This window comes from Pseudomonas gregormendelii (assembly GCF_017114825.1).
Classification (GTDB): Bacteria; Pseudomonadota; Gammaproteobacteria; order Pseudomonadales; family Pseudomonadaceae; genus Aquipseudomonas; species Aquipseudomonas gregormendelii.
In genome coordinates this window covers 52,539-70,856 of record NZ_JADEVO010000001.1, presented here as the reverse complement: position 1 = coordinate 70,856, position 18,318 = coordinate 52,539, and the positions used below count along the sequence as shown (strand labels likewise).

The window sequence follows — 18,318 nt, the reverse complement described above, 5'->3', positions numbered from 1 at the left end:
GCAGCTTAGCGAACACCTTCCTGACGCAATGCCGCAGGGGTGAAGTCGCTGGTGGTAGCAGTGAAGCCGAAGTCATATGCCGACTTCTCTTCGTTCTTCATGCCCAACGCCAGGTAACGACCCGATTGCAGGTCATACAGGGTTTCCAGGGCATACCACGGCACTTGTTTGTCGTAGTAGTTCTCGGCGTGGGCTTCCGCAACGCGCCACAGTTGATTACGACCGTCGTAGTGATCGATCACCGCCGCCTGCCAGGTGTCTTCGTCGATGTAGAAGTCACGCTTGGCGTAGATATGGCGCTGACCTTCCTTCAGGGTTGCAACCACATGCCACACCCGGCGCAGCTCGTATCGAGCCAGGTCCTGGTTGATGTGGCCGGCCTTGATGATGTCGGCGTACTTGAGCTTCGGATCGTCGAGCTTGTAGCTGTCGGAGGCGATGTACATCTCTTTCTTGCCTTCGAGTTTCCAGTCGTAGCGATCTGGCGCTCCGTTGTACATGTCCAGGTTGTCAGAGGTACGCAGGCCATCGGCGGCAGTACCCGGCCCGTCATAAGACACTTGCGGGGCGCGACGCACCCGACGCTGACCGGCGTTATAGACCCACGCCGAACGCGGCTCCTTCACTTGGTCGAGGGTTTCGTGCACCAGCAGTACACCACCGGCCAGACGTGCCGGCGCGGTCACTTTCTGCTTGAAGTAGAACAGGATGTTGCCCGGGTTCGCCGGATCGTAATCCTTCATCTTGTCGCGGAACACGAACTGGTCCTGGAAATACACCAGGCTGAACGAGCCGTTAGGCTGTGGAGTGGCCTGGGTGACCAGGCGAGTCACGCTGCCGCCGCGATACCGGGTGATGTGGTTCCAGATAACCTCAACGCCAGTTTTCGGGATTGGGAACGGGACGGCAGTCTCGAAGTTTTCCAGGCCGTTACCACCGGACACCAGTTTGGTGTTGACGGCGTTTTTCTTGATGGAGGCGAACACTTCATCCGGCACTGTGGCACCGCGATGGGACGGGTAGACCGGCATCTTGAAGGTTTCCGGGTAACGCTTGAACATCGCGTACTGGCCCGGGGCAAGCTTCTCTTTGTACTGATCCACGTTCTGCGCGGTGATGGTGAACAGCGGTTTTTCACTGCCGTACGGGTTGGACAGGAAGCCCTTGCTGTCGACTGTGCCCGCATTTTTGGCCATGGGTTTCCAGGCCGGGATCGAACCGTCGGCGTTACCCGCCATCTCGGCGCCCATCGGTGTCAGGCTCTTGCCCAGCTTGTCTGCCTCGGCAGCGGGAACCGCCGCCATGACGCTGGTCGCCAGCAGCGAAAGTCCCAGAACACCGGCTTGGAACAGACTCTTTGTTATTTTCATATGTGTGTTCGTCCTGAAAATACTGTGCTTAGAAGTTCACGCCGACGCTGAGCGCAACAAAGTCGCGATCGTCCACAGTGGTATATTTGCCGTCGAAGAAGTTGGTGTACGCCAGGCTCGCGGTGTAGGTGTTCTGGTACTCGGCATCAACGCCCAGGCTGACCGCTTTGCGACCTTCCTCGAAGTTGCCGCCAGGGCCAGGCGAGTAGCCGCTCACGTCATGGGACCAGGCCACGTTAGGCTTGAGGTTCACGCCGGCGAATACGTCGTTGTATTCCCAGATCGCACGACCGCGGTAGCCCCACGAGGTTGCGGTGGTGAAGCCTTCGTTGGTGCAATTGCGACTGCGGTTGTTCTGCGGCGAACCAGCACCTGCACCGTTGATGGTGCTGGCGTTGAGGATGTTGGCGCAGGTGTCGGTACCGGCTGGGCCAGTCGGTGGCAGCTCACCTGGACCGTAGACCGGATCGCGGCCGTAGCGCACGTCAGAGGAGCTTTCCAGGCCGCCGACGTGAGTCACGCCCACTTCACCTACCAGGGTCAGACGGCTCGCGCCCATCACTTGATCGAAGAAGTGCGTCAGGGTGGTCTGGAACTGGGTGATTTCCTTGCGACGATAACCGTGCAGGTCCTGGCCAGGAACGCCAGTCAGTAGCGAAGCATTGCCCAGGGCGCCGCCCAACGGACGCACACCGGCGAACAGGATGTCGGTGGAGTTGAGCTGCACCGGCGCGTTCGGACGATAGCTGATCTCACCGCTCCACGCCGTACCGGTAGGCAGGGTGGTGGAGAAGCTCAAGCCGTACAGGCGAATGTCTTCCGGGTATTCGATGAAATACTGCGAGTTGCCCGCCACCAGCAAAGGTGCCAGTGCAGCGAATGGACCCGGCAGGCCCGCGGCGGTGTTGTACACCGATTGCGGTGCACCCGTGGCGCTGAAGATCGGCGCACGGCTGTGGTAGTTCATGAAGTAGGCACCGAATTCGGTGTCCAGCGGATCGAACATGTACTTCAGGGACGCGCCCCATTGGCCGCTGTCCCGCGCATCGCGATCGGGGCCGCGACGGACCAGCACACCTTCCTCGTTGACGTCTACGCCAGCGCCAGCCAACGGTCCCAGGGCAACGGCCGGGATGGTCGAGCGTTTGTTCAACACCCGCAGGTTGCTGTCACAGCCATCTGCAACGATGTCCGGCTGGGAGAAGAAGGTGCCGCAGTTGTCGACGACGGTCTGGTCCCATTCCAGCTGGTAGAACGCTTCAGCCGAGAGATTCTCGGTGAGGCTCTGGGAGACGTAGAACATGTTGACCGGGATCAGGCCTTCCTTGATCTCGGCACCCGGACGACGGAATGCGGATACGTCGATCGGGTTGATCGAGTTGATGCCACCGCCGATGAACGTACTTTCGCCCCAGCTCACTACCTGCTTGCCCAGACGCACGGAGCCCGGCTGATCGGCGATGGAGTAGTTGTGGTAGACGAAGGCATCGAGGATCTGGCCGCCGGAGGATTTGGCGCCTTCCTTGCGGTTGTCGTTGCTGACGTTCTTGAATTCAAGGTCTTCGTTTTGCAGTGCGAAGTCGTACCAGTATTTGCCCCGCACGAACACACCGGTGTCGCCGTATTTCAATTCAAGGTCATGGATACCCTTGAAAATCTTCGAGAAGGCCTGGCCGCTCTTGAAGTTCAGGTGACCGTCATCGGAAGTCTGGGACAGCCCTTGGCCGCCGTTGTTGACCCCGATGAGGTTCTTGTTCGGCGACTGGGTGGAAACGCTCATGCCCAGGGAGAGAGAAGAGTCGAACTGACCTTCGATTTCACCAATGTTGAAACTGACGCCGAATGCGGGCCCGGCGAGCGTAGAAGCAAGACTGACCGCCAGAGGCAATTTCGCCCGGCGCCAGAACTGGTTTACTGATGTCATCGACGCTACTCCATGTGCATTATTGTTATGGCAGTGAGTACTTTTAAAAACGTTGTGGCTGACCGGACGCCAGGGCGTTCCGAATTCAATCCAATGTGCATCGCCCCGTTTGTGCGTTTGCGCTCGTTCTTAAAAATCCTTGAGCGGACTATAGCCAGCAGGTAGTAGAGCTTGATCCCTCTAAAGTGTGATTTGCAGCTGCCAGCCACTCTGGAACAGTCCTTTCGCCAGTCCGACAACTGTCGGCACGGGAAGAATGGCTGAAAATTCAGATTTCACAAGCCAAGCGCTTGCTTGGTGGGGCTGGCGTGCCTTTTCGGGCACGCCAGGATCGCTTAAAGCGTCGAGAGGAAGGTGCTGTTGTTGGCCTGCCATTCGGTAATGTCGAGGCGGATTTTTTTCTTGTCCAGCTTGCCGACGCTGGTCTTGGGAATTTCGGTAACAAGAGCAATCTGGCTCGGGATCGCCCACTTGCTCAGGTGCCCCAGTTCCACGAACGGCTTGAGGTGTTCCTTGAGTTCCTTGGCCCCGATTACGTGGCCTTCGCGGATCACCAGCAAGGCGAACGGGCGCTCGCCCCACTGCGGATCGGCGATGCCCACCACTGCTACTTCGCGTACCGCTACATGACGGCTGATCAGGTCTTCGAGGTCCAGGGAGGAAATCCACTCGCCGCCGGTCTTGATCACGTCCTTGATGCGGTCGCGAATATCGATCACGCCCATGGTGTCCAGGGTCGCCACGTCGCCGGTGTGCAACCAGCCGCCCGCCCACAGCTCGGCGCCCTTCTGCGGTTCATTGAAATAGCCTTCAGTGAGCCATGGCGCGCGCAGTACCAGTTCCCCCTGAGTCTCGCCATCGGCCGGCAGGAAATGACCCTCGGCGTCGACGATCGCCGCCTCCACCAGGGGGCCCGGCACACCGGCCTTGATGCGGTAAGTGGTGCGCTCATCTTCAGTGCCTGCCATCAGCTCGTCGTTGAGGTGCGCACAGGACACCAGCGGGCCGGTTTCCGACATGCCATAGGCTGCGGTCAACTGAATGCCCTTGGCCTTGGCGGCCTCATACAGCGCCCGGTTCAGGGCACTGCCGCCGATGACGATTTTCCAGCCGCCAAAATCGGTGTCCTGCGCGGCCTTGGCATTGAGGACCATCTGCAGGATGGTCGGTACGCAGTGGGAAAAAGTGACCTTCTCCTTGCGCCACAACTCCACCAGAAACTCCGGGTCGTAACGACCGGGGTAAACCTGCTTGAGCCCGAGCATGGTCGCCACGTACGGCAAGCCCCAGGCATGCACGTGGAACATCGGGGTGATCGGCATGTACACATCATTGGTGCCCAGCAGGCGCACGCTGTCGATGGCGCCCATGATGGTCGACACCCCCATGGTGTGCAGCACCAGTTGTCGATGGGTGAAGTACACGCCCTTGGGGTTGCCGGTGGTGCCGGTGGTGTAGAAGGTGGTGGCGACCGAGTTTTCGTCGAAATCCTCGAAATCGTATTGGGCGCTCGCTGCCGCCAGCAGTTGCTCGTACTCCCCCACGAGATTGGGCAGGTCAGCAGTTTTTTCCGGCAGGTCGGTCAGCAGCAGGGTTTTCTCGACGGTGGTCAGGTGCCCGGCGATCGCGTTGTACAGGCCCACGAACTCGCTGTTGACCAGCACGAAGCGGTCTTCAGCGTGGTTCATGGTGTAGAGGATCTGTTCCGGTGACAGACGTACGTTGATGGTGTGGATCACCGCGCCGATCATCGGGATGGCGAACATGCATTCCAGATAGCGATGGCTGTCCCAGTCCATCACCGCCACGGTATCCCCCGGCTTGACGCCGGCGGCGGTCAGTACGTTGGCGAGTCGTGCCACGCGCTCGATCAGGGTCGGGTAGCTGTAGCGCAATTGATCGCGATAGACGATCTCGCGGGTCTTCTCGTAGCGGGCACCCGACATCAGCAGGCGTTTAATCAGCAGCGGGTATTGGTAAGCGCCTTCGGCTGGGGGGATAACGCGAGTCTGCAACATAAGAATCCCTTTTCCTGACTGCACGGTCGTGGCTGAAAGCAGCACTCTAATGCGCCGGCCCGGGCATCAAATCAGCCAAAGGAATGATTTCGTCGGAGGGTCAGATGCTGGCTTTGCGCCATCACCCGCAACCTCTGGCGGCCACGCTTATTGCCTGTGCAGGGCAACTTGTAATGGATGCCAGCAGGGTTTCGTGCGAGCCTATGCACTTTTACCGACACAATGACAGCGATGAATACTGAAGTGACCGACCCTCTGGATTGCTCCAGTAAACAAGCGCCCCTGGTTTCCATTGTGGCGCCTTGTTATAACGCGGAAAAATACCTGGAAGAGGCGATCGCCAGCATCTTCGCCCAGGATTACCCGAATTTTGAAGTCATCATCGTCGACGATGGCTCCAGCGACAACAGCATCGCGATGCTCAGGCAATTGCAGCAAACCCATGACTTCCAGCTGTATACCCAGGCCAACCAGGGCGTCAGCGCGGCCCTCAACCACGGCTTGCGTTATGCCAAGGGCGACTACGTATCCACGCCGGACCTGGACGACATCATGCTGCCGCAGTCCGTGCGCATCCGGGTGGATTACCTGGAACAGCACCCGCAAGTTGGCTGTGTGGGGGCGCTGATCATCTACATGGACAGCGACGGCAATACCATCAAGCAGCAACAACGCGACGAGATCCGCACCTACGACTTCGACAAGGTGCTCAGCGGCGCCGTGGTGATCGGTGCTCCGGTTGCGCTGTATCGCATGAGCGCCATGCGCAGTGCCGGCTTTTATGCGCCAAGCCTGCGGGTCCAGGATTTCCAGATGACCCTGCGCATCGCCCGCCTGGGTTACGAGGTGCATGAGCTGCCGGTGTGCGTGACCCGCTATCGCCGTCACCCCAACAACCTGTCGAGAAAGTACAAGGTGCTGCTACAGGCGGACCTTGAAGCCATCGCGCCGTACCTGGGCCACCCCGCATACCAGAGCGCTCGCACGCAACTGGTGAACAAGGCCCTCAAGTACGCGGTCGTCGAAGACAAGAAGGAAGCCTGGAAACTGTTGCGCTCCATTCCCTGGCGTCACCTGAACCGCACCAGCTTCCGCCGTTTGAAACGCTTGATGCTGCATCGCTGAACGCCCTCCCCGCTTCCAGGCCTGGCCATGAAATTTCTCGAAAAACTCAAACAACGAAAAATCCGCAAGCACCTCAAGCGCCTGGAAAAACTGCAGCGGGCGCCAGAGAAAATTCGCCTGCGCTACCCCCGCTATGAAATAGGCGTGGGGACCTATGGCATTCCCGAGGTCATGGAATTTGGTGACGATACGATCCTGAAGGTCGGCTCCTACACCTCGATAGCCGAAGGCGTGCAGATTCTGCTCGGCGGCGGGCATCGCACCGACTGGGTCAGCACCTACCCGTTCCCGTTGATGATTGACGAAGCCCGGGATATTCCCGGGTGCAGCCCGACCAAGGGTGATGTGGTAATCGGCAGCGACTGCTGGATCTGCGCCAATGTGCTGATCCTGTCGGGCGTCACCATCGGTCATGGCGCGGTAGTCGCCGCGGGGGCCGTGGTCACCCGTGACGTGGAACCCTATGCGATCGTTGGCGGCAACCCCAGCCGGCACATTCGCTGGCGCTTCGAGGAAGACGTGCGCCAGGAACTGTTGGCATCTGCCTGGTGGGACTGGCCGATGGAAGAGGTGAAGACTGCGTCACGGGTGCTGTGCAGCAGTGACATGGACGGGTTTCTGGATTACGTCCGCCAGCGCCAGTCGAATCAACCCGGGTGACGGATTGGCCGCGACAAGATGGCGCGGCGCTCCCCAGTTCCTTCAATGCATTTCGGTAAACGCCAGTTTCACCCCGATGGCAATCAGCACCGCGCCCATCGTCCGATCGAACCAGTGGCCCATGCGCGCAAATCCGGCGCGCACTCGCTGCTGGCTGAACAGCATCGCCACCAGGCAGAACCAGATCGCCGTGGCCACCGCCAGATAGACGCCGTAGCCAGCCTGCACCGACAACGGCGTGTGCGGGTTGATCACCACCGTGAACAGCGACAGGAAGAACAGCGTGGCCTTCGGGTTCAGACCATTGGTCACAAAGCCCGAAGTGAAGGCGCCACGGGCAGTGCGCTCACCGGCTTCCTTGTGCAGGTCGTCGGTCACCGGCTTGGCCGGTTTCGCACGCAGCGCCTTGAATCCGATGTACAGCAGGTACGCGGCAGCGGCCCATTTCAAGGCGTTGAACAGCACGATCGATTGCGACACGATCAGCCCAATGCCCAGCAGCGAATAACCCACATGCAGGAATATCGCCGAGCCAACCCCCAGTGCAGTCCAAGTGCCGGCGCGACGACCGTGGGTCACGCTTTCGCGCACCACCACCGCAAAGTCCGGGCCGGGGCTGGCCACGGCGAGCAGGTGAATGAGGGCAACGGTCAAGAACTCTGTCCAATACATGCGCAAATCCTTAGTGGCAGGCCTGGCGAAATCCAGCGGCGTATAGGTCAGCCCTGCGATGAGTAACTGATTGTTTCATCTGTTAGGCTCGGCAGATTACGCCTTCAGATCAATGCACAAAAGGTACAGTTGATGACGAACACTCACCGCGCAGTTTTCCTCGACCATCCTTCCCTGGACCTGGGCGACCTCGACCTGGCACCGTTGCGCGATTGCTTCAGCGACTTGCAACTGTTCGCCCAGACAACGCCAGACCAGGTGATCGAGCGCCTCAAGGGCGCGACTGTCGCCATCAGCAATAAAACCGTGATCGATGCAGCCGCAATCGCCGCGAGCCCCGGGCTGAAGCTGATCCTGATTGCCGCCACCGGCACCAACAATGTCGATCTGGCGGCCGCGCGCGCCCACGGCATCACCGTGTGCAACTGCCAGGGATACGGCACACCCTCGGTGGCGCAACACACCATCATGTTGCTGCTGAACCTGGCAACGCGCCTGGCCGACTACCAGAAAGCCGTGGACGAAGGACGCTGGCAACAGGCGAAACAGTTCTGCCTGCTGGACTATCCGATCGTCGAACTGGAAGGCAAGACCCTTGGCTTGCTGGGGCATGGCGAACTGGGTGGCGCCGTCGCCCGGCTGGCGCAAGCATTCGGCATGCGCGTGCTGCTGGGCCAGATACCGGGGCGCCCAGCCAGGCCGGATCGACTGCCGCTGGCAGAGCTGCTGCCGCAGATCGACGCCCTGACCCTGCACTGCCCACTGAACGAACACACCCGCCATTTCATTGGAGCCCCGGAGCTGGCCTCGATGAAACCGGGCGCATTTGTAGTGAACACGGCCCGAGGTGGCCTGATTGACGAGCAGGCGCTGGCCGACGCTTTGCGCAACGGCCACCTCGGCGGCGCGGCCACCGACGTGCTCAGCGTAGAGCCACCGACCGCCGGCAATCCACTGCTGGCCGACGACATCCCTCGCCTGATCGTCACCCCGCACAACGCCTGGGGCAGTCGTGAAGCGCGCCAGCGGATCGTCGGCCAACTCACGGAAAATGCGCAGGGATACTTCAGCGGTAAAGCGCTGCGTGTCGTCAGTTGATAGACTGCGGCACTTTTTTCCAGGGAGCAGATTATGGATCCGCGCAGTGAAGTACTGCTTCGTCAGGCCGAGTTATTCCAGGGTTCGGTATTGCTCGCCGGGTTGCCCGCCGATGATCTGCTGGGACGCCTGCCCGATGCCCACGGCTGGTGCTGGCACGCTGGCGATCAAGCAGCCCTCGATGCCCGCTTCGCCGGGCGCAGCCAATTTGGGGTGACCGCGCCAGAGCGCGAGTTCGAAACAGCGGTGGTGTTTCTGCCCAAATCCAAGGACCTCACCGACTACATTCTCAACGCCCTGGCCTCGCGCCTGGCCGGTCGCGAGTTGTACCTGGTGGGCGAGAAGCGCAGCGGCATCGAAGGCGCCGCCAAGCAACTCAACCCTTTTGGCAAACCGCGCAAGCTCGACAGCGCGCGCCACTGCCAGCTGTGGCTGGTCACCGTCGCCGATGCGCCACAGGCCAAATCCCTGGAAAGCCTGGCCCAGACTTATGAGCTGGACCTGTCTGAAGGACCGCTGACCGTCATCAGCCTGCCCGGGGTGTTCAGCCACGGCCGCCTGGATCGCGGCAGTGCGCTGCTGCTCGAGCACCTCGACAAGTTGCCAAGCGGTCATTTGCTGGATTTTGGTTGCGGTGCCGGTGTGTTGGGGGCGGCGGTCAAGCGCCGCTATCCGCACAATCAGGTGACCCTGCTCGACGTGGACGCCTTCGCGGCCGCCAGCAGTCGCCTGACGCTGGCCGCCAACGGCCTTGAAGCAGACGTGATAACCGGTGACGGTATCGACGCGGCACCCATGGGTTTGAGCGCGATTTTAAGCAACCCGCCGTTCCATGTGGGCGTGCATACCGATTACTTCGCCACCGAGAACTTGCTGCGAAAAGCAGCCAAACATCTGAAAAACGGCGGGGAACTGCGCCTGGTTGCCAACAGCTTCCTGAAGTACCAGCCGCTGATCGAAGAGCACCTTGGCGTGTGTGCGATCAAGGCCGAAGGACAGGGCTTCAGGATCTATCGCGCCAAGCGCGGCTGAAATCTTTTCTGCAAAAAGAAACTTGCTCATTCGGATTTGCCTAGGCAGAATCCGCTCCGTCCTAGGGGAGTAGTCTCCCACGAGCGCCACGCTCGTCCGGCATACGTCAACATACTTGGTCCTCAGACCATGGCGTATGCGACCTCGAGGTCCGCACAGACGGACCTCAGGGTTTGACAAGACCTATGACACGAACACCTTACCCGGGGCGGGGAGGCTGTACGTGTCATAGCCGTGTCGACCCGCCCCTTAGGAAAATCCCTGATGCTGGACTCTCTACTCGTTCCAACCGCAATCGTTGCCTTGGCCGAAATCGGTGACAAGACGCAACTGCTCGCCCTCATTCTCGCCGCGCGTTTCCGCAAGCCCTGGCCGATCATCGCCGGCATCGTCGCTGCCACCCTGGCCAACCATGCGGCTGCCGGCGCAGTGGGCGCATGGGTCGGCAGTTTCTTCTCGGATGCGATGCTGCACTGGATCCTGGCCGCGAGCTTCGCCGCCACTGCGCTGTGGACCCTGGTGCCGGACAAGATGGATGACGACGAAGCCAGCACCGCACGCAAGTTCGGGCCGTTCGTGACCACGCTGATCGCGTTCTTCCTCGCTGAGATTGGCGACAAGACCCAGATCGCCACGGTCATACTCGCAGCACAGTACCCGGAATTGTGGCTGGTAATCATTGGTACCACCCTGGGCATGTTGATTGCCAACGTGCCGGTGGTTCTGGCGGGTAACTTTGCCGCGGAAAAACTGCCATTGACCCTGATTCGCCGCCTGGCGGCTTCGGCGTTCTTCATCCTGGCGATCGTTGCGGTGTACAAGGCGATGCAGAGCAGTGGGTGGGTTTGACGCGCTAGGTCTTAGAACGAGTTAACGTTCATCGCGGGCAAGCCCGCTCCCACAGGGTTGGTGGTGATCACAAAATTGTGGCCACCACGGGACCTGTGGGAGCGGGCTTGCCCGCGAAGGCGTCAGCGGCATCACCCCATGATTATCAAGACTTCGGCGCTTTCTCGTAGAGCGGCATCACCTTCGGAATCGCTGCTTCCAGCGAAGCGATCCGGCTGGTCGAAGCCGGGTGAGTGCTCATGAACTCCGGCGGCGAACCTTCCGAGACCTTGCTCATCTTGTTCCACAGGGTAATCGCTGCATTCGGGTTGTAGCCGGCACGGGCGGCCAGTTCCAGGCCGATCAGGTCCGCTTCGTTTTCATTGGAGCGACTGTTAGGCAAGGTCATGCCGTAGTTGGCCACGGTGTCCGCCAGCGCCAGGCTGTCCTGGCCCAGGCCGAACAGCGCACCGGCGCCCTGCTTGGCCATCTCGATACCATAGGCTTTGGACATTGCTTCACGCCCGTGCTCGCGCAGGGCGTGGGCGATTTCATGGCCCATGATCGCCGCGATTTCATCGTCGGTCAGCTTCAACGTGTCGATCAGCCCGGTGTAGAAAATGATCTTGCCGCCCGGCCCGCAGTTGGCGTTGAGTTCGTCGCTCTTGATCAGATTGACTTCCCACTTCCACTGCGCCGAATCAGGACGGAACACCGGCGCCTGGGCGATCAGCCGGCTGGCAATCGCCTGGACGCGCTTGGCATCATTGCTGGTTTTGTCCAGGACGCCCTGGGTGGTCGCTTCACCGACGGTCTTCTGGTAGGACTGGGCATACATCTGGTTGACCTCGTCGGTCGACAGCATGCTGAACATGTACTGCTTGCGCTCAACACCTACCGCGCCACCGCTGGTGGTGTTGACCGACTGACAACCGGCGAGCAGCAGACCTGCGCTCAGTGCACACAAAACCAATGTCTTGTTCATCGAAAAGCTCCTTGAAAACATGCCGGTATCCTAGGCGCGGAATGAAATCGGCGCCAGATACAACAGACATACAGACGCGCATTTGAGGAAAAGATCCGAACCCGAGCCGAAAATTGCCCATGGCAGCGCCTACCCCGGCGTCAAACACTCCGGGCCATTGAGCTTTGGATCGTTTATCAGGTTGGCCAGCACCCGCTCGCGCAAGGGCGCAGGCTCGCTCGCCAGCAGGGCCTGCAAGGCATGCAACGGCGTCTCTGGATCGAGCCACGCTTGCTGCCCGGCGGCATCCAGAATCAATGGCCGACGCTGGCTCGCGGCCGGCTGCGTGATCACCGCGGTACTCAACCACACCTGCTCCTGCACCGGATATGCCTCCCAGATTGCCGCGAAAAACAGCGACGCGCCCTCTCCCGGCGTCAGCCAGTACGGACGCTTGCGCGCGGTGCCGCGCCATTCGTAGAACCCGTTGGCCGGCAACAGGCAACGGCGCAGGCGCAGGGCTTCGCGGAACATGGGTTGTTCGGCCACGGTTTCAGCTCGGGCATGCGCGGGCGTGCGGGAAAGATCGGTCAGCCACGGCGGGGTCAGCCCCCAGCGCGCGCGCGCCAACTCGCGCTGGCCATCAGCGCCAGCGCGCAGCATCAGCACCGAATCGGTAGGGGATATGTTCCACTGGGCCTGCTGATCAGCGGGAAAACCAGGCAGGGCCGCAAAGGCGGGGTTCCAGCGAAACAGGGCATAACGTCCACACATGGGGCAGCACAACTCTTGATCAAACGAACGCCAGCCTAACAGACCAGCGTGCCGGGGAAACTCTCCGGTTCATCCCCGGGCAGCGGCAGCGCGGCATTGTAAGCGCTGATCAGCTCACGCGCGTAGGCCGCCTGGTCATTGTCAACCGACAGCCCGAGCAACCCGTAGATGGGCAATTCTCCCGTACCTCCGACCAGGTCCCGCCCCACCAGGTGGGCCTCGATCCCCTCGCTGGCCAGCATGCCTTGCAGCAACTCCCCTTCCATCAGGTTTTCCGGTTCGTAGATCCGCTGCATGTCACGCCCCTTTCACTCGTTTTCGCTATGGACTTCCAGCAACCATTCCTGACCATCGGTCTGCAGTACAAAGGTTATCGGGCGACAACACACCGGACAGTCCTCGATATACGTCTGATCGCCACCGGACAAGTCCAGTACAGCCTCGGCTTGCTCACCACAATATGGACATTCGTAGCGCTCGGTTTCCAGCATCGCGGTCTCCCAGGTGACTTGTGCGTATAATCGCCGGTCTATTTGCAGGGCTATTTTTGTCTGTCTATTTTTCAGACCGTGCCCCGTTGGTTTGATCAAAACCTTTACTTACCCTAGCCGTTTCCAACAAGAGAGCATGATGGGCGAATTCGATACCATCCGACCTTACGACGACAGCGAAGTCCCGGCGGTGCTGGCACGGCTGCTCAGCGACAAGGCGTTGCTAGATATCCTCACCCACTTCCGCTTCCCGCGCTTTGCCGGAGCCCTTGGCTGGGCGCTTAAACCTCTTATAGCTCATCGGTTGCGGCGTGAGTTCGCCGGCGTGAATTCAGTGGCAAGCCTGCAGGATAAAGTCGAAGTTTATGTCGACCACACCATTGAGCGTGCTACCGACGGCGTCACCTACAGCGGCGTCGAGCAATTCAAGTCCGGCAGCGCCTACCTGTTCATCGCCAACCACCGCGATATCGTGATGGACCCGGCCTTCGTCAACTATGCCGTATACCACGCGGGGCTGCCGACCCCACGTATCGCGATTGGCGACAACCTGCTGCAGAAACCCTTCGTCAGCGACCTGATGCGCCTGAACAAGAGCTTCATCGTGCATCGCTCGATCACCGGTCGCCGGGAAAAGATGGCGGCGTACCAGTTGCTCTCGGCGTACATCAATCATTCGATCCGCAACGACTGCGCCTCGATCTGGATCGCCCAGGCTGAAGGTCGGGCCAAGGATGGTGATGACCGGACCGAGTCGGCGATCCTCAAAATGTTTCATATGAGCCGCAAGGACGAGCCGTTCGGCGAGGTCATTCGGTCTCTGAACCTGACTCCGGTATCGATCAGCTACGAATACGATCCCTGCGACCAGGCCAAGGCCCGCGAACTGTACATACGCGCCACCACTGGCACCTACACCAAGGTGCCGGGCGAGGATGATGTCAGCATTGCCAAGGGAATCACCGGCTACAAGGGCCGAGTGCATGTGAACTTTGCGGCGCCCATCACCCAGGTCTTCGACGACACCAAGCAATTGGCGATCGAGATGGACAAGCAGATTCTCGGGGGGTATCGGCTGTTTCCGGTGCATTACCTGGCCTACGCCCAATGGCAGGACGCGGATCCGCAACTGCAGGTGCCAGACGCGGCCAAGGTATTTGCGGCGGATGAGTTGGCCAAGGCTCAGGAGGAGTGGCAGCGGCGCCTGGACGAATGCCCTGCGGAACATCGTCCATACCTCATCCAGCAGTATGCGACGCCGGTGCGTAATCAGTATCGGGTCAAGGCCGGATTGCCCCTATAGGCCGGAGCTGCCGCAGGCTGCGATCTTCTTTTAGAGGTTCAAAACTGCGTGCTGACCCACGACACGACCAGCGCCAGCGCCAGGCACGCAAAACCAAAGCGATAGAAAAACCGGTTCATGCGCAAGGTCGCCCAATCCAGGGTCGGCTCCACGCTTGGCCGGCTCTGGCGCTGGGCCTCGATACTGGCCAGTGCGCGCTGCTCGCGGCGACGGGTGGCATGCAGCAGCCAGCTGCCCGGGAAGGCGAGCAGCAGGGCCAGCAGGTTGATCAACTTGGCGGGATGGGCGATAAACAGCGTCATCAAATGCAGCGACATCACGAACCTCTGGCGAATCGGATATGGCAAGTCGCCAGATCGACGACTGCGGCGCGGATTCTACCGAAAGGCCGCCCACCTGCCCCACCTTTCCGACAAATAACGAAAAACTGAGCAAATGCTGTTCTGTGTCACGGCGACGTCATCTGACTGGGTCAGTCTGGCGCCCCTCGAAACCGACACGGAAAACGTCATGCTGCACGCCGAAAACCAGGATCGCCTCTACCTGATCGCCGCAAGCGAAGAACAGCAGAACCTTGTGGGAAGCCTGTCCTTCAATGTCCAGGACCGCCACTGGCTGGTGTATTGCGCATTGGGCGGGCATCAGCATGAGGACTTGCCGGAGACGGATTTGCTCACGGGGATCAGCGTGCTGGATTTCTATTCCCAGGCGGCCTGACATAAAAATGCCCGGGCCATTTCTGGTCCCGGGCATACTTTTTTCATCTCGCGAACGCTTATTGGCCCAGCACCTGACCCACTGTCGGGTCCTTGAACAGGCGCGTCAACGCATCACTCAACACATCGCTGACCAGCTTGGTGTTGGTTTCCTGATTAGGTGCCATGCCGAAACGCTGGTCCAGGGAGGCGCCGTAGCGACCGCTGTAACGACGATTGGCATTCTGCACATCGGAGCGGAACGTGGCGCCGATGGTAGCCTCGGTCACGTACATGCCTTCCTTGGGCGACTGATACTTGAGCTCGGCCAGGGTCACAGTCAATTGCGGCGCGTTATTGGCGCTGGAAACCGGGGTGAAGCCCAGCAAACGCACGGCTGCTTCAGCCTGGGCCTGCAGCTTCGGCAGGATCTGCGCACTTTGCACGGTGATCGCGCTGGTCTCCGGGTACATGCCACCGCGGGTACCCAGGGTTGGCGAAGGACGGCCATCCACCACCCGCACCACCACCTGCTGGCCATGGCCAACGGGCGCGAGCTGCGTGGTCAGCTTCGGCTCCGGGCTCAGTTGTTGCGGGCTGTGGGCGCAGCCGACGAGGGTCAAACTGGTCACAGCGATCAAACCGAACAACAAGCGTTGCAACATGCTCTTCTCTCCAGAATCAGGCACAAACAAGGTCGCAGTATAGCTGTGCGCCACGACAGGGAACCAGCGCCACAAATAAGGAAAAGCCTGAAGTGCATTTAGGAATCATTGTCTGTCACACACCTGTCATCGCTCATACACCGTCCCGTCACCGCTCAATGCCAACCTTCAGGCAACCCCAGGAGGAATCTTGCCATGCGCTTTCTCATTTCGCTGTTCGCCCCCCGCCCCCTGCACCGCTGTTTTGCTCTGCTCGACCGCCAGGGTCGCTGCCAGGCGTTCAAGCAGTGCAGCCTCCAGCCAATGGGGGACGGCTGGGTCGAAATCGACGAGATCCGCCTCAACTGGTTGCACCAGCCACTGCCTCAAAGTGCCCGGGTGATCCAGCGCCAGCCACGTGCGCGGGCGCCGCGTATGTTGACCACCTGACCGGACGCCGAACAAAAGTCATAAAACACGACCATTTCCCTGCGTTTCTTCGCTACAATCTCCCCCCGATTATAAGGACGTCTCCTGATCGGGCCCCGCAACATTGTCAATGCGCCTGTATTGACCCTCGACATCGCCCACAGAGAGCCGCCCACACAGATCGAGTGAAGCTGGCGTGCTTGCTGTTTCCTGAGCAAAACCCCTACTTTTCGCGAATCTGCAGAGCTGTCGTTACGCTCGGTCACTGAGCTGTTTGCCCGTTTTGCCTGTCATGCACTCCATGAAGGCGATACATCCGGGCACGGTGCCAGGCTGGGACAGCCCTTTTTGAGGTTCACGTCTTCAAAAGAGCGTGAAAAAAACGGGTTTTCACAACTTCACAAGAGTGTGGCGAGCAAATGAATAGTTTTGCGTCTGAATATGCACCATTAGCGTCTGAAACAGCCCAACGACACAGGACCGAGTACTCCTCGAACACCGGAGCCTGAAGCCTGTCCGCTACGGATTTGGTTGCACAAACGGATGTATCGACCATAAGTCGAATTGCCTCCCGCGCGCTGAAATGAGTTCATGTAGCTCATAGGCCCGGCCGGTAGCGTCCGTCGAAGTTGCGATAAATTGCGAAGATTCGGACATGGAGATCCTGGCCATGAGTACCTGGGGCATCACTGACACGCCCCGGAACACCTGGCAGCCATGCCGACAATTTGGTGCTGCAGATTTTGGAGACGCGTTAAATGGCGCATAACGAAGCAGTCGACGTAGTACTGGTAGGGGCCGGCATCATGAGTGCCACCCTGGCCGTACTGCTCAAAGAGCTCGACCCTGCGATCAAGCTGGAAGTCGTCGAGCTGATGGATTCCGGTGCCGCGGAGAGTTCCAACCCGTGGAACAACGCCGGTACCGGTCATGCCGGGCTGTGTGAGCTTAATTACACGCCGCAGGCCGCCGACGGCACCGTCGACATCAAGAAAGCCGTGCACATCAATACCCAGTTCGAGGTGTCGAAGCAGTTCTGGTCCTACCTGACCCGCAAAGGCACGTTCGGCTCGTGCAAATCGTTCATCAGCCCGGTCCCTCACCTGAGCTTCGTGCAGGGTGACAGCGGCGTGTCTTTCCTCAAGGAACGTTTCAATATCCTGAGTAAGCACCACGCGTTCTCGGACATGGAATACACCGAAGACAAGGCCACCATGGCCGAGTGGATGCCGCTGATGATGCCCGGCCGTCCAGCCGGCGAAGTGCTTGCCGCCACTCGCGTGATGAATGGTACCGACGTCAACTTCGGCGCCCTGACCAATCAATTGCTCAAGCACCTGACCAGCGCCCCCGATGCCCAGGTCAAGTACTGCAAGCGCGTTACCGGTCTCAAGCGTAATAACGGCGGCTGGACCGTCAGCATCAAGGACGTCAACAGCGGCAGCACCCGTGAAGTCGACGCCAAATTCGTCTTCCTCGGCGCGGGCGGCGCGGCGCTGCCGTTGCTGCAGGCGTCCGGTATCGAGGAAAGCAAAGGCTTCGGCGGCTTCCCGATCAGCGGCCAGTGGCTGCGTTGCGACAACCCGGAAGTGGTCAAGCACCACCAGGCCAAGGTCTACAGCCAGGCTGCCGTGGGTTCGCCGCCAATGTCCGTGCCGCACCTGGACACTCGCGTGGTCGACGGCAAGAAGTCGCTGCTGTTCGGACCTTACGCCGGTTTCACCACCAAGTTCCTCAAGCACGGCTCCTTCATGGACCTGCCGCTGTCGGTTCGCGCCGGCAACATCGGCCCGATGCTGGCCGTGGCGAAGAACAACATGGACCTGACCAAATACCTGGTCAGCGAAGTGATGCAATCGATGGAACAGCGCCTGGAATCCCTGCGCCGTTTCTACCCTGAAGCGAAAGCCGAAGACTGGCGCCTGGAAGTGGCCGGCCAACGGGTGCAGATCATCAAGAAGGACCCGAAAAAAGGCGGCGTCCTGCAGTTCGGTACCGAGCTGGTTGCGGCCAGGGACGGTTCCCTGGCAGCACTGCTGGGTGCTTCGCCGGGCGCATCGGTGACTGTTTCGATCATGCTCGAGCTGATCGAGAAGTGCTTCCCGAACAAGGCGTCGGGTGAATGGGCGGCCAAGCTGGCGGAAATTTTCCCGGCTCGGGAAAAGGTTCTGGAAACCGACGCGGCGCTGTATCGCAAGATCAATGCGCACAACAACGTTGCGCTGGAACTGGTTGAAGCCAGTAACGAGACCGAAAGCTACGCTTGATTCGGCCTCACAAAAAAACGCCCC

At 60.1% G+C, this 18,318-nt stretch carries 19 protein-coding genes and 1 riboswitch; of the genes, 9 read left to right on the top strand and 10 right to left on the bottom strand.

The annotated features are described in order from the left end of the window. Nucleotides 1-5 precede the first annotated feature (5 nt). The 3 genes from IMW75_RS00355 to IMW75_RS00345 form a co-directional block, all read right to left on the bottom strand. On the bottom strand, nucleotides 6-1,370 hold the full coding sequence (locus IMW75_RS00355; protein ID WP_045059262.1) for a DUF1329 domain-containing protein: 1,365 nt from the start codon (nucleotides 1,368-1,370) through the stop codon (nucleotides 6-8). A gap of 28 nt (nucleotides 1,371-1,398) precedes the next feature. Beyond that, nucleotides 1,399-3,294, bottom strand: a complete 1,896-nt coding sequence (locus tag IMW75_RS00350) for a DUF1302 domain-containing protein (protein ID WP_205891601.1) — start codon at nucleotides 3,292-3,294, stop codon at nucleotides 1,399-1,401. 335 nt (nucleotides 3,295-3,629) lie between these two features. Continuing rightward, nucleotides 3,630-5,312: a fatty acid--CoA ligase gene (locus IMW75_RS00345; RefSeq protein ID WP_045059260.1), complete on the bottom strand. Its 1,683-nt coding sequence runs from the start codon at nucleotides 5,310-5,312 to the stop codon at nucleotides 3,630-3,632. 231 nt (nucleotides 5,313-5,543) lie between these two features. Here IMW75_RS00345 and IMW75_RS00340 point away from each other — a divergent pair, with 231 nt between their 5' ends. Further along, on the top strand, nucleotides 5,544-6,437 hold the full coding sequence (locus IMW75_RS00340) for a glycosyltransferase family 2 protein (RefSeq protein ID WP_045059259.1): 894 nt from the start codon (nucleotides 5,544-5,546) through the stop codon (nucleotides 6,435-6,437). Nucleotides 6,438-6,464: 27 nt separating this feature from the next. Further along, nucleotides 6,465-7,097, top strand: coding sequence for a CatB-related O-acetyltransferase (locus IMW75_RS00335; RefSeq protein ID WP_045059258.1), 633 nt, complete (start codon nucleotides 6,465-6,467; stop codon nucleotides 7,095-7,097). A 42-nt stretch (nucleotides 7,098-7,139) separates the two neighbouring features. Here IMW75_RS00335 and IMW75_RS00330 read toward each other — a convergent pair whose 3' ends face one another. After that, complete coding sequence (locus tag IMW75_RS00330) at nucleotides 7,140-7,769, bottom strand: LysE family translocator (RefSeq protein ID WP_045059257.1); 630 nt, start codon at nucleotides 7,767-7,769, stop codon at nucleotides 7,140-7,142. A 132-nt stretch (nucleotides 7,770-7,901) separates the two neighbouring features. Here IMW75_RS00330 and IMW75_RS00325 point away from each other — a divergent pair, with 132 nt between their 5' ends. The 3 genes from IMW75_RS00325 (at nucleotide 7,902) to IMW75_RS00315 (ending at nucleotide 10,748) form a co-directional block, all read left to right on the top strand. Further along, nucleotides 7,902-8,867 carry a 2-hydroxyacid dehydrogenase gene (locus IMW75_RS00325; RefSeq protein ID WP_045059256.1) on the top strand — a complete coding sequence of 322 codons (966 nt, stop codon included), beginning with the start codon at nucleotides 7,902-7,904 and terminating at the stop codon, nucleotides 8,865-8,867. A 33-nt stretch (nucleotides 8,868-8,900) separates the two neighbouring features. Then, nucleotides 8,901-9,899, top strand: a complete 999-nt coding sequence (locus IMW75_RS00320) for a class I SAM-dependent methyltransferase (protein WP_045059255.1) — start codon at nucleotides 8,901-8,903, stop codon at nucleotides 9,897-9,899. Nucleotides 9,900-9,950: 51 nt separating this feature from the next. Then, nucleotides 9,951-10,052, top strand: a riboswitch (yybP-ykoY riboswitch). Between the two features lie 111 nt (nucleotides 10,053-10,163). Then, the gene (locus tag IMW75_RS00315; RefSeq protein ID WP_045059254.1) at nucleotides 10,164-10,748 is read left to right on the top strand and encodes a TMEM165/GDT1 family protein; all 585 of its coding nucleotides are present in this window, start codon (nucleotides 10,164-10,166) and stop codon (nucleotides 10,746-10,748) included. A 145-nt stretch (nucleotides 10,749-10,893) separates the two neighbouring features. Here the strand turns inward: IMW75_RS00315 and IMW75_RS00310 are convergent, their stop codons facing one another. The 4 genes from IMW75_RS00310 to IMW75_RS00295 all read right to left on the bottom strand — a co-directional run bounded on the left by IMW75_RS00310 (nucleotide 10,894) and on the right by IMW75_RS00295 (nucleotide 12,956). After that, complete coding sequence (locus IMW75_RS00310) at nucleotides 10,894-11,712, bottom strand: M48 family metallopeptidase (protein WP_045059253.1); 819 nt, start codon at nucleotides 11,710-11,712, stop codon at nucleotides 10,894-10,896. A 129-nt stretch (nucleotides 11,713-11,841) separates the two neighbouring features. Continuing rightward, on the bottom strand, nucleotides 11,842-12,465 hold the full coding sequence (locus IMW75_RS00305) for an SOS response-associated peptidase (RefSeq protein WP_045059252.1): 624 nt from the start codon (nucleotides 12,463-12,465) through the stop codon (nucleotides 11,842-11,844). A 35-nt stretch (nucleotides 12,466-12,500) separates the two neighbouring features. Next, entirely contained in the window at nucleotides 12,501-12,761 is a 261-nt protein-coding gene (locus IMW75_RS00300; RefSeq protein WP_045059251.1) for a putative signal transducing protein, read from the bottom strand. Between the two features lie 12 nt (nucleotides 12,762-12,773). Beyond that, nucleotides 12,774-12,956, bottom strand: a complete 183-nt coding sequence (locus tag IMW75_RS00295) for a CPXCG motif-containing cysteine-rich protein (protein ID WP_122838762.1) — start codon at nucleotides 12,954-12,956, stop codon at nucleotides 12,774-12,776. Nucleotides 12,957-13,095: 139 nt separating this feature from the next. Between IMW75_RS00295 and IMW75_RS00290 the strand changes: the two genes are divergently transcribed. Continuing rightward, nucleotides 13,096-14,259, top strand: a complete 1,164-nt coding sequence (locus tag IMW75_RS00290) for a 1-acyl-sn-glycerol-3-phosphate acyltransferase (protein WP_205891600.1) — start codon at nucleotides 13,096-13,098, stop codon at nucleotides 14,257-14,259. Between the two features lie 38 nt (nucleotides 14,260-14,297). Here the strand turns inward: IMW75_RS00290 and IMW75_RS00285 are convergent, their stop codons facing one another. Next, entirely contained in the window at nucleotides 14,298-14,576 is a 279-nt protein-coding gene (locus IMW75_RS00285) for a hypothetical protein (RefSeq protein ID WP_045059248.1), read from the bottom strand. 193 nt (nucleotides 14,577-14,769) lie between these two features. Here IMW75_RS00285 and IMW75_RS00280 point away from each other — a divergent pair, with 193 nt between their 5' ends. After that, nucleotides 14,770-14,976, top strand: a complete 207-nt coding sequence (locus tag IMW75_RS00280; protein ID WP_045059309.1) for a hypothetical protein — start codon at nucleotides 14,770-14,772, stop codon at nucleotides 14,974-14,976. Between the two features lie 58 nt (nucleotides 14,977-15,034). On the opposite strand, the gene IMW75_RS00275 is transcribed toward IMW75_RS00280, so the two are convergent. Further along, on the bottom strand, nucleotides 15,035-15,619 hold the full coding sequence (locus IMW75_RS00275) for a YajG family lipoprotein (RefSeq protein ID WP_045059247.1): 585 nt from the start codon (nucleotides 15,617-15,619) through the stop codon (nucleotides 15,035-15,037). 195 nt (nucleotides 15,620-15,814) lie between these two features. Here IMW75_RS00275 and IMW75_RS00270 point away from each other — a divergent pair, with 195 nt between their 5' ends. Together IMW75_RS00270 and mqo are read left to right on the top strand one after the other, a co-directional pair. Continuing rightward, nucleotides 15,815-16,048, top strand: coding sequence for a hypothetical protein (locus IMW75_RS00270; protein ID WP_045059246.1), 234 nt, complete (start codon nucleotides 15,815-15,817; stop codon nucleotides 16,046-16,048). Nucleotides 16,049-16,785: 737 nt separating this feature from the next. Further along, the gene (gene mqo, locus IMW75_RS00265) at nucleotides 16,786-18,294 is read left to right on the top strand and encodes a malate dehydrogenase (quinone) (RefSeq protein WP_045059245.1); all 1,509 of its coding nucleotides are present in this window, start codon (nucleotides 16,786-16,788) and stop codon (nucleotides 18,292-18,294) included. Nucleotides 18,295-18,318 lie beyond the last annotated feature (24 nt).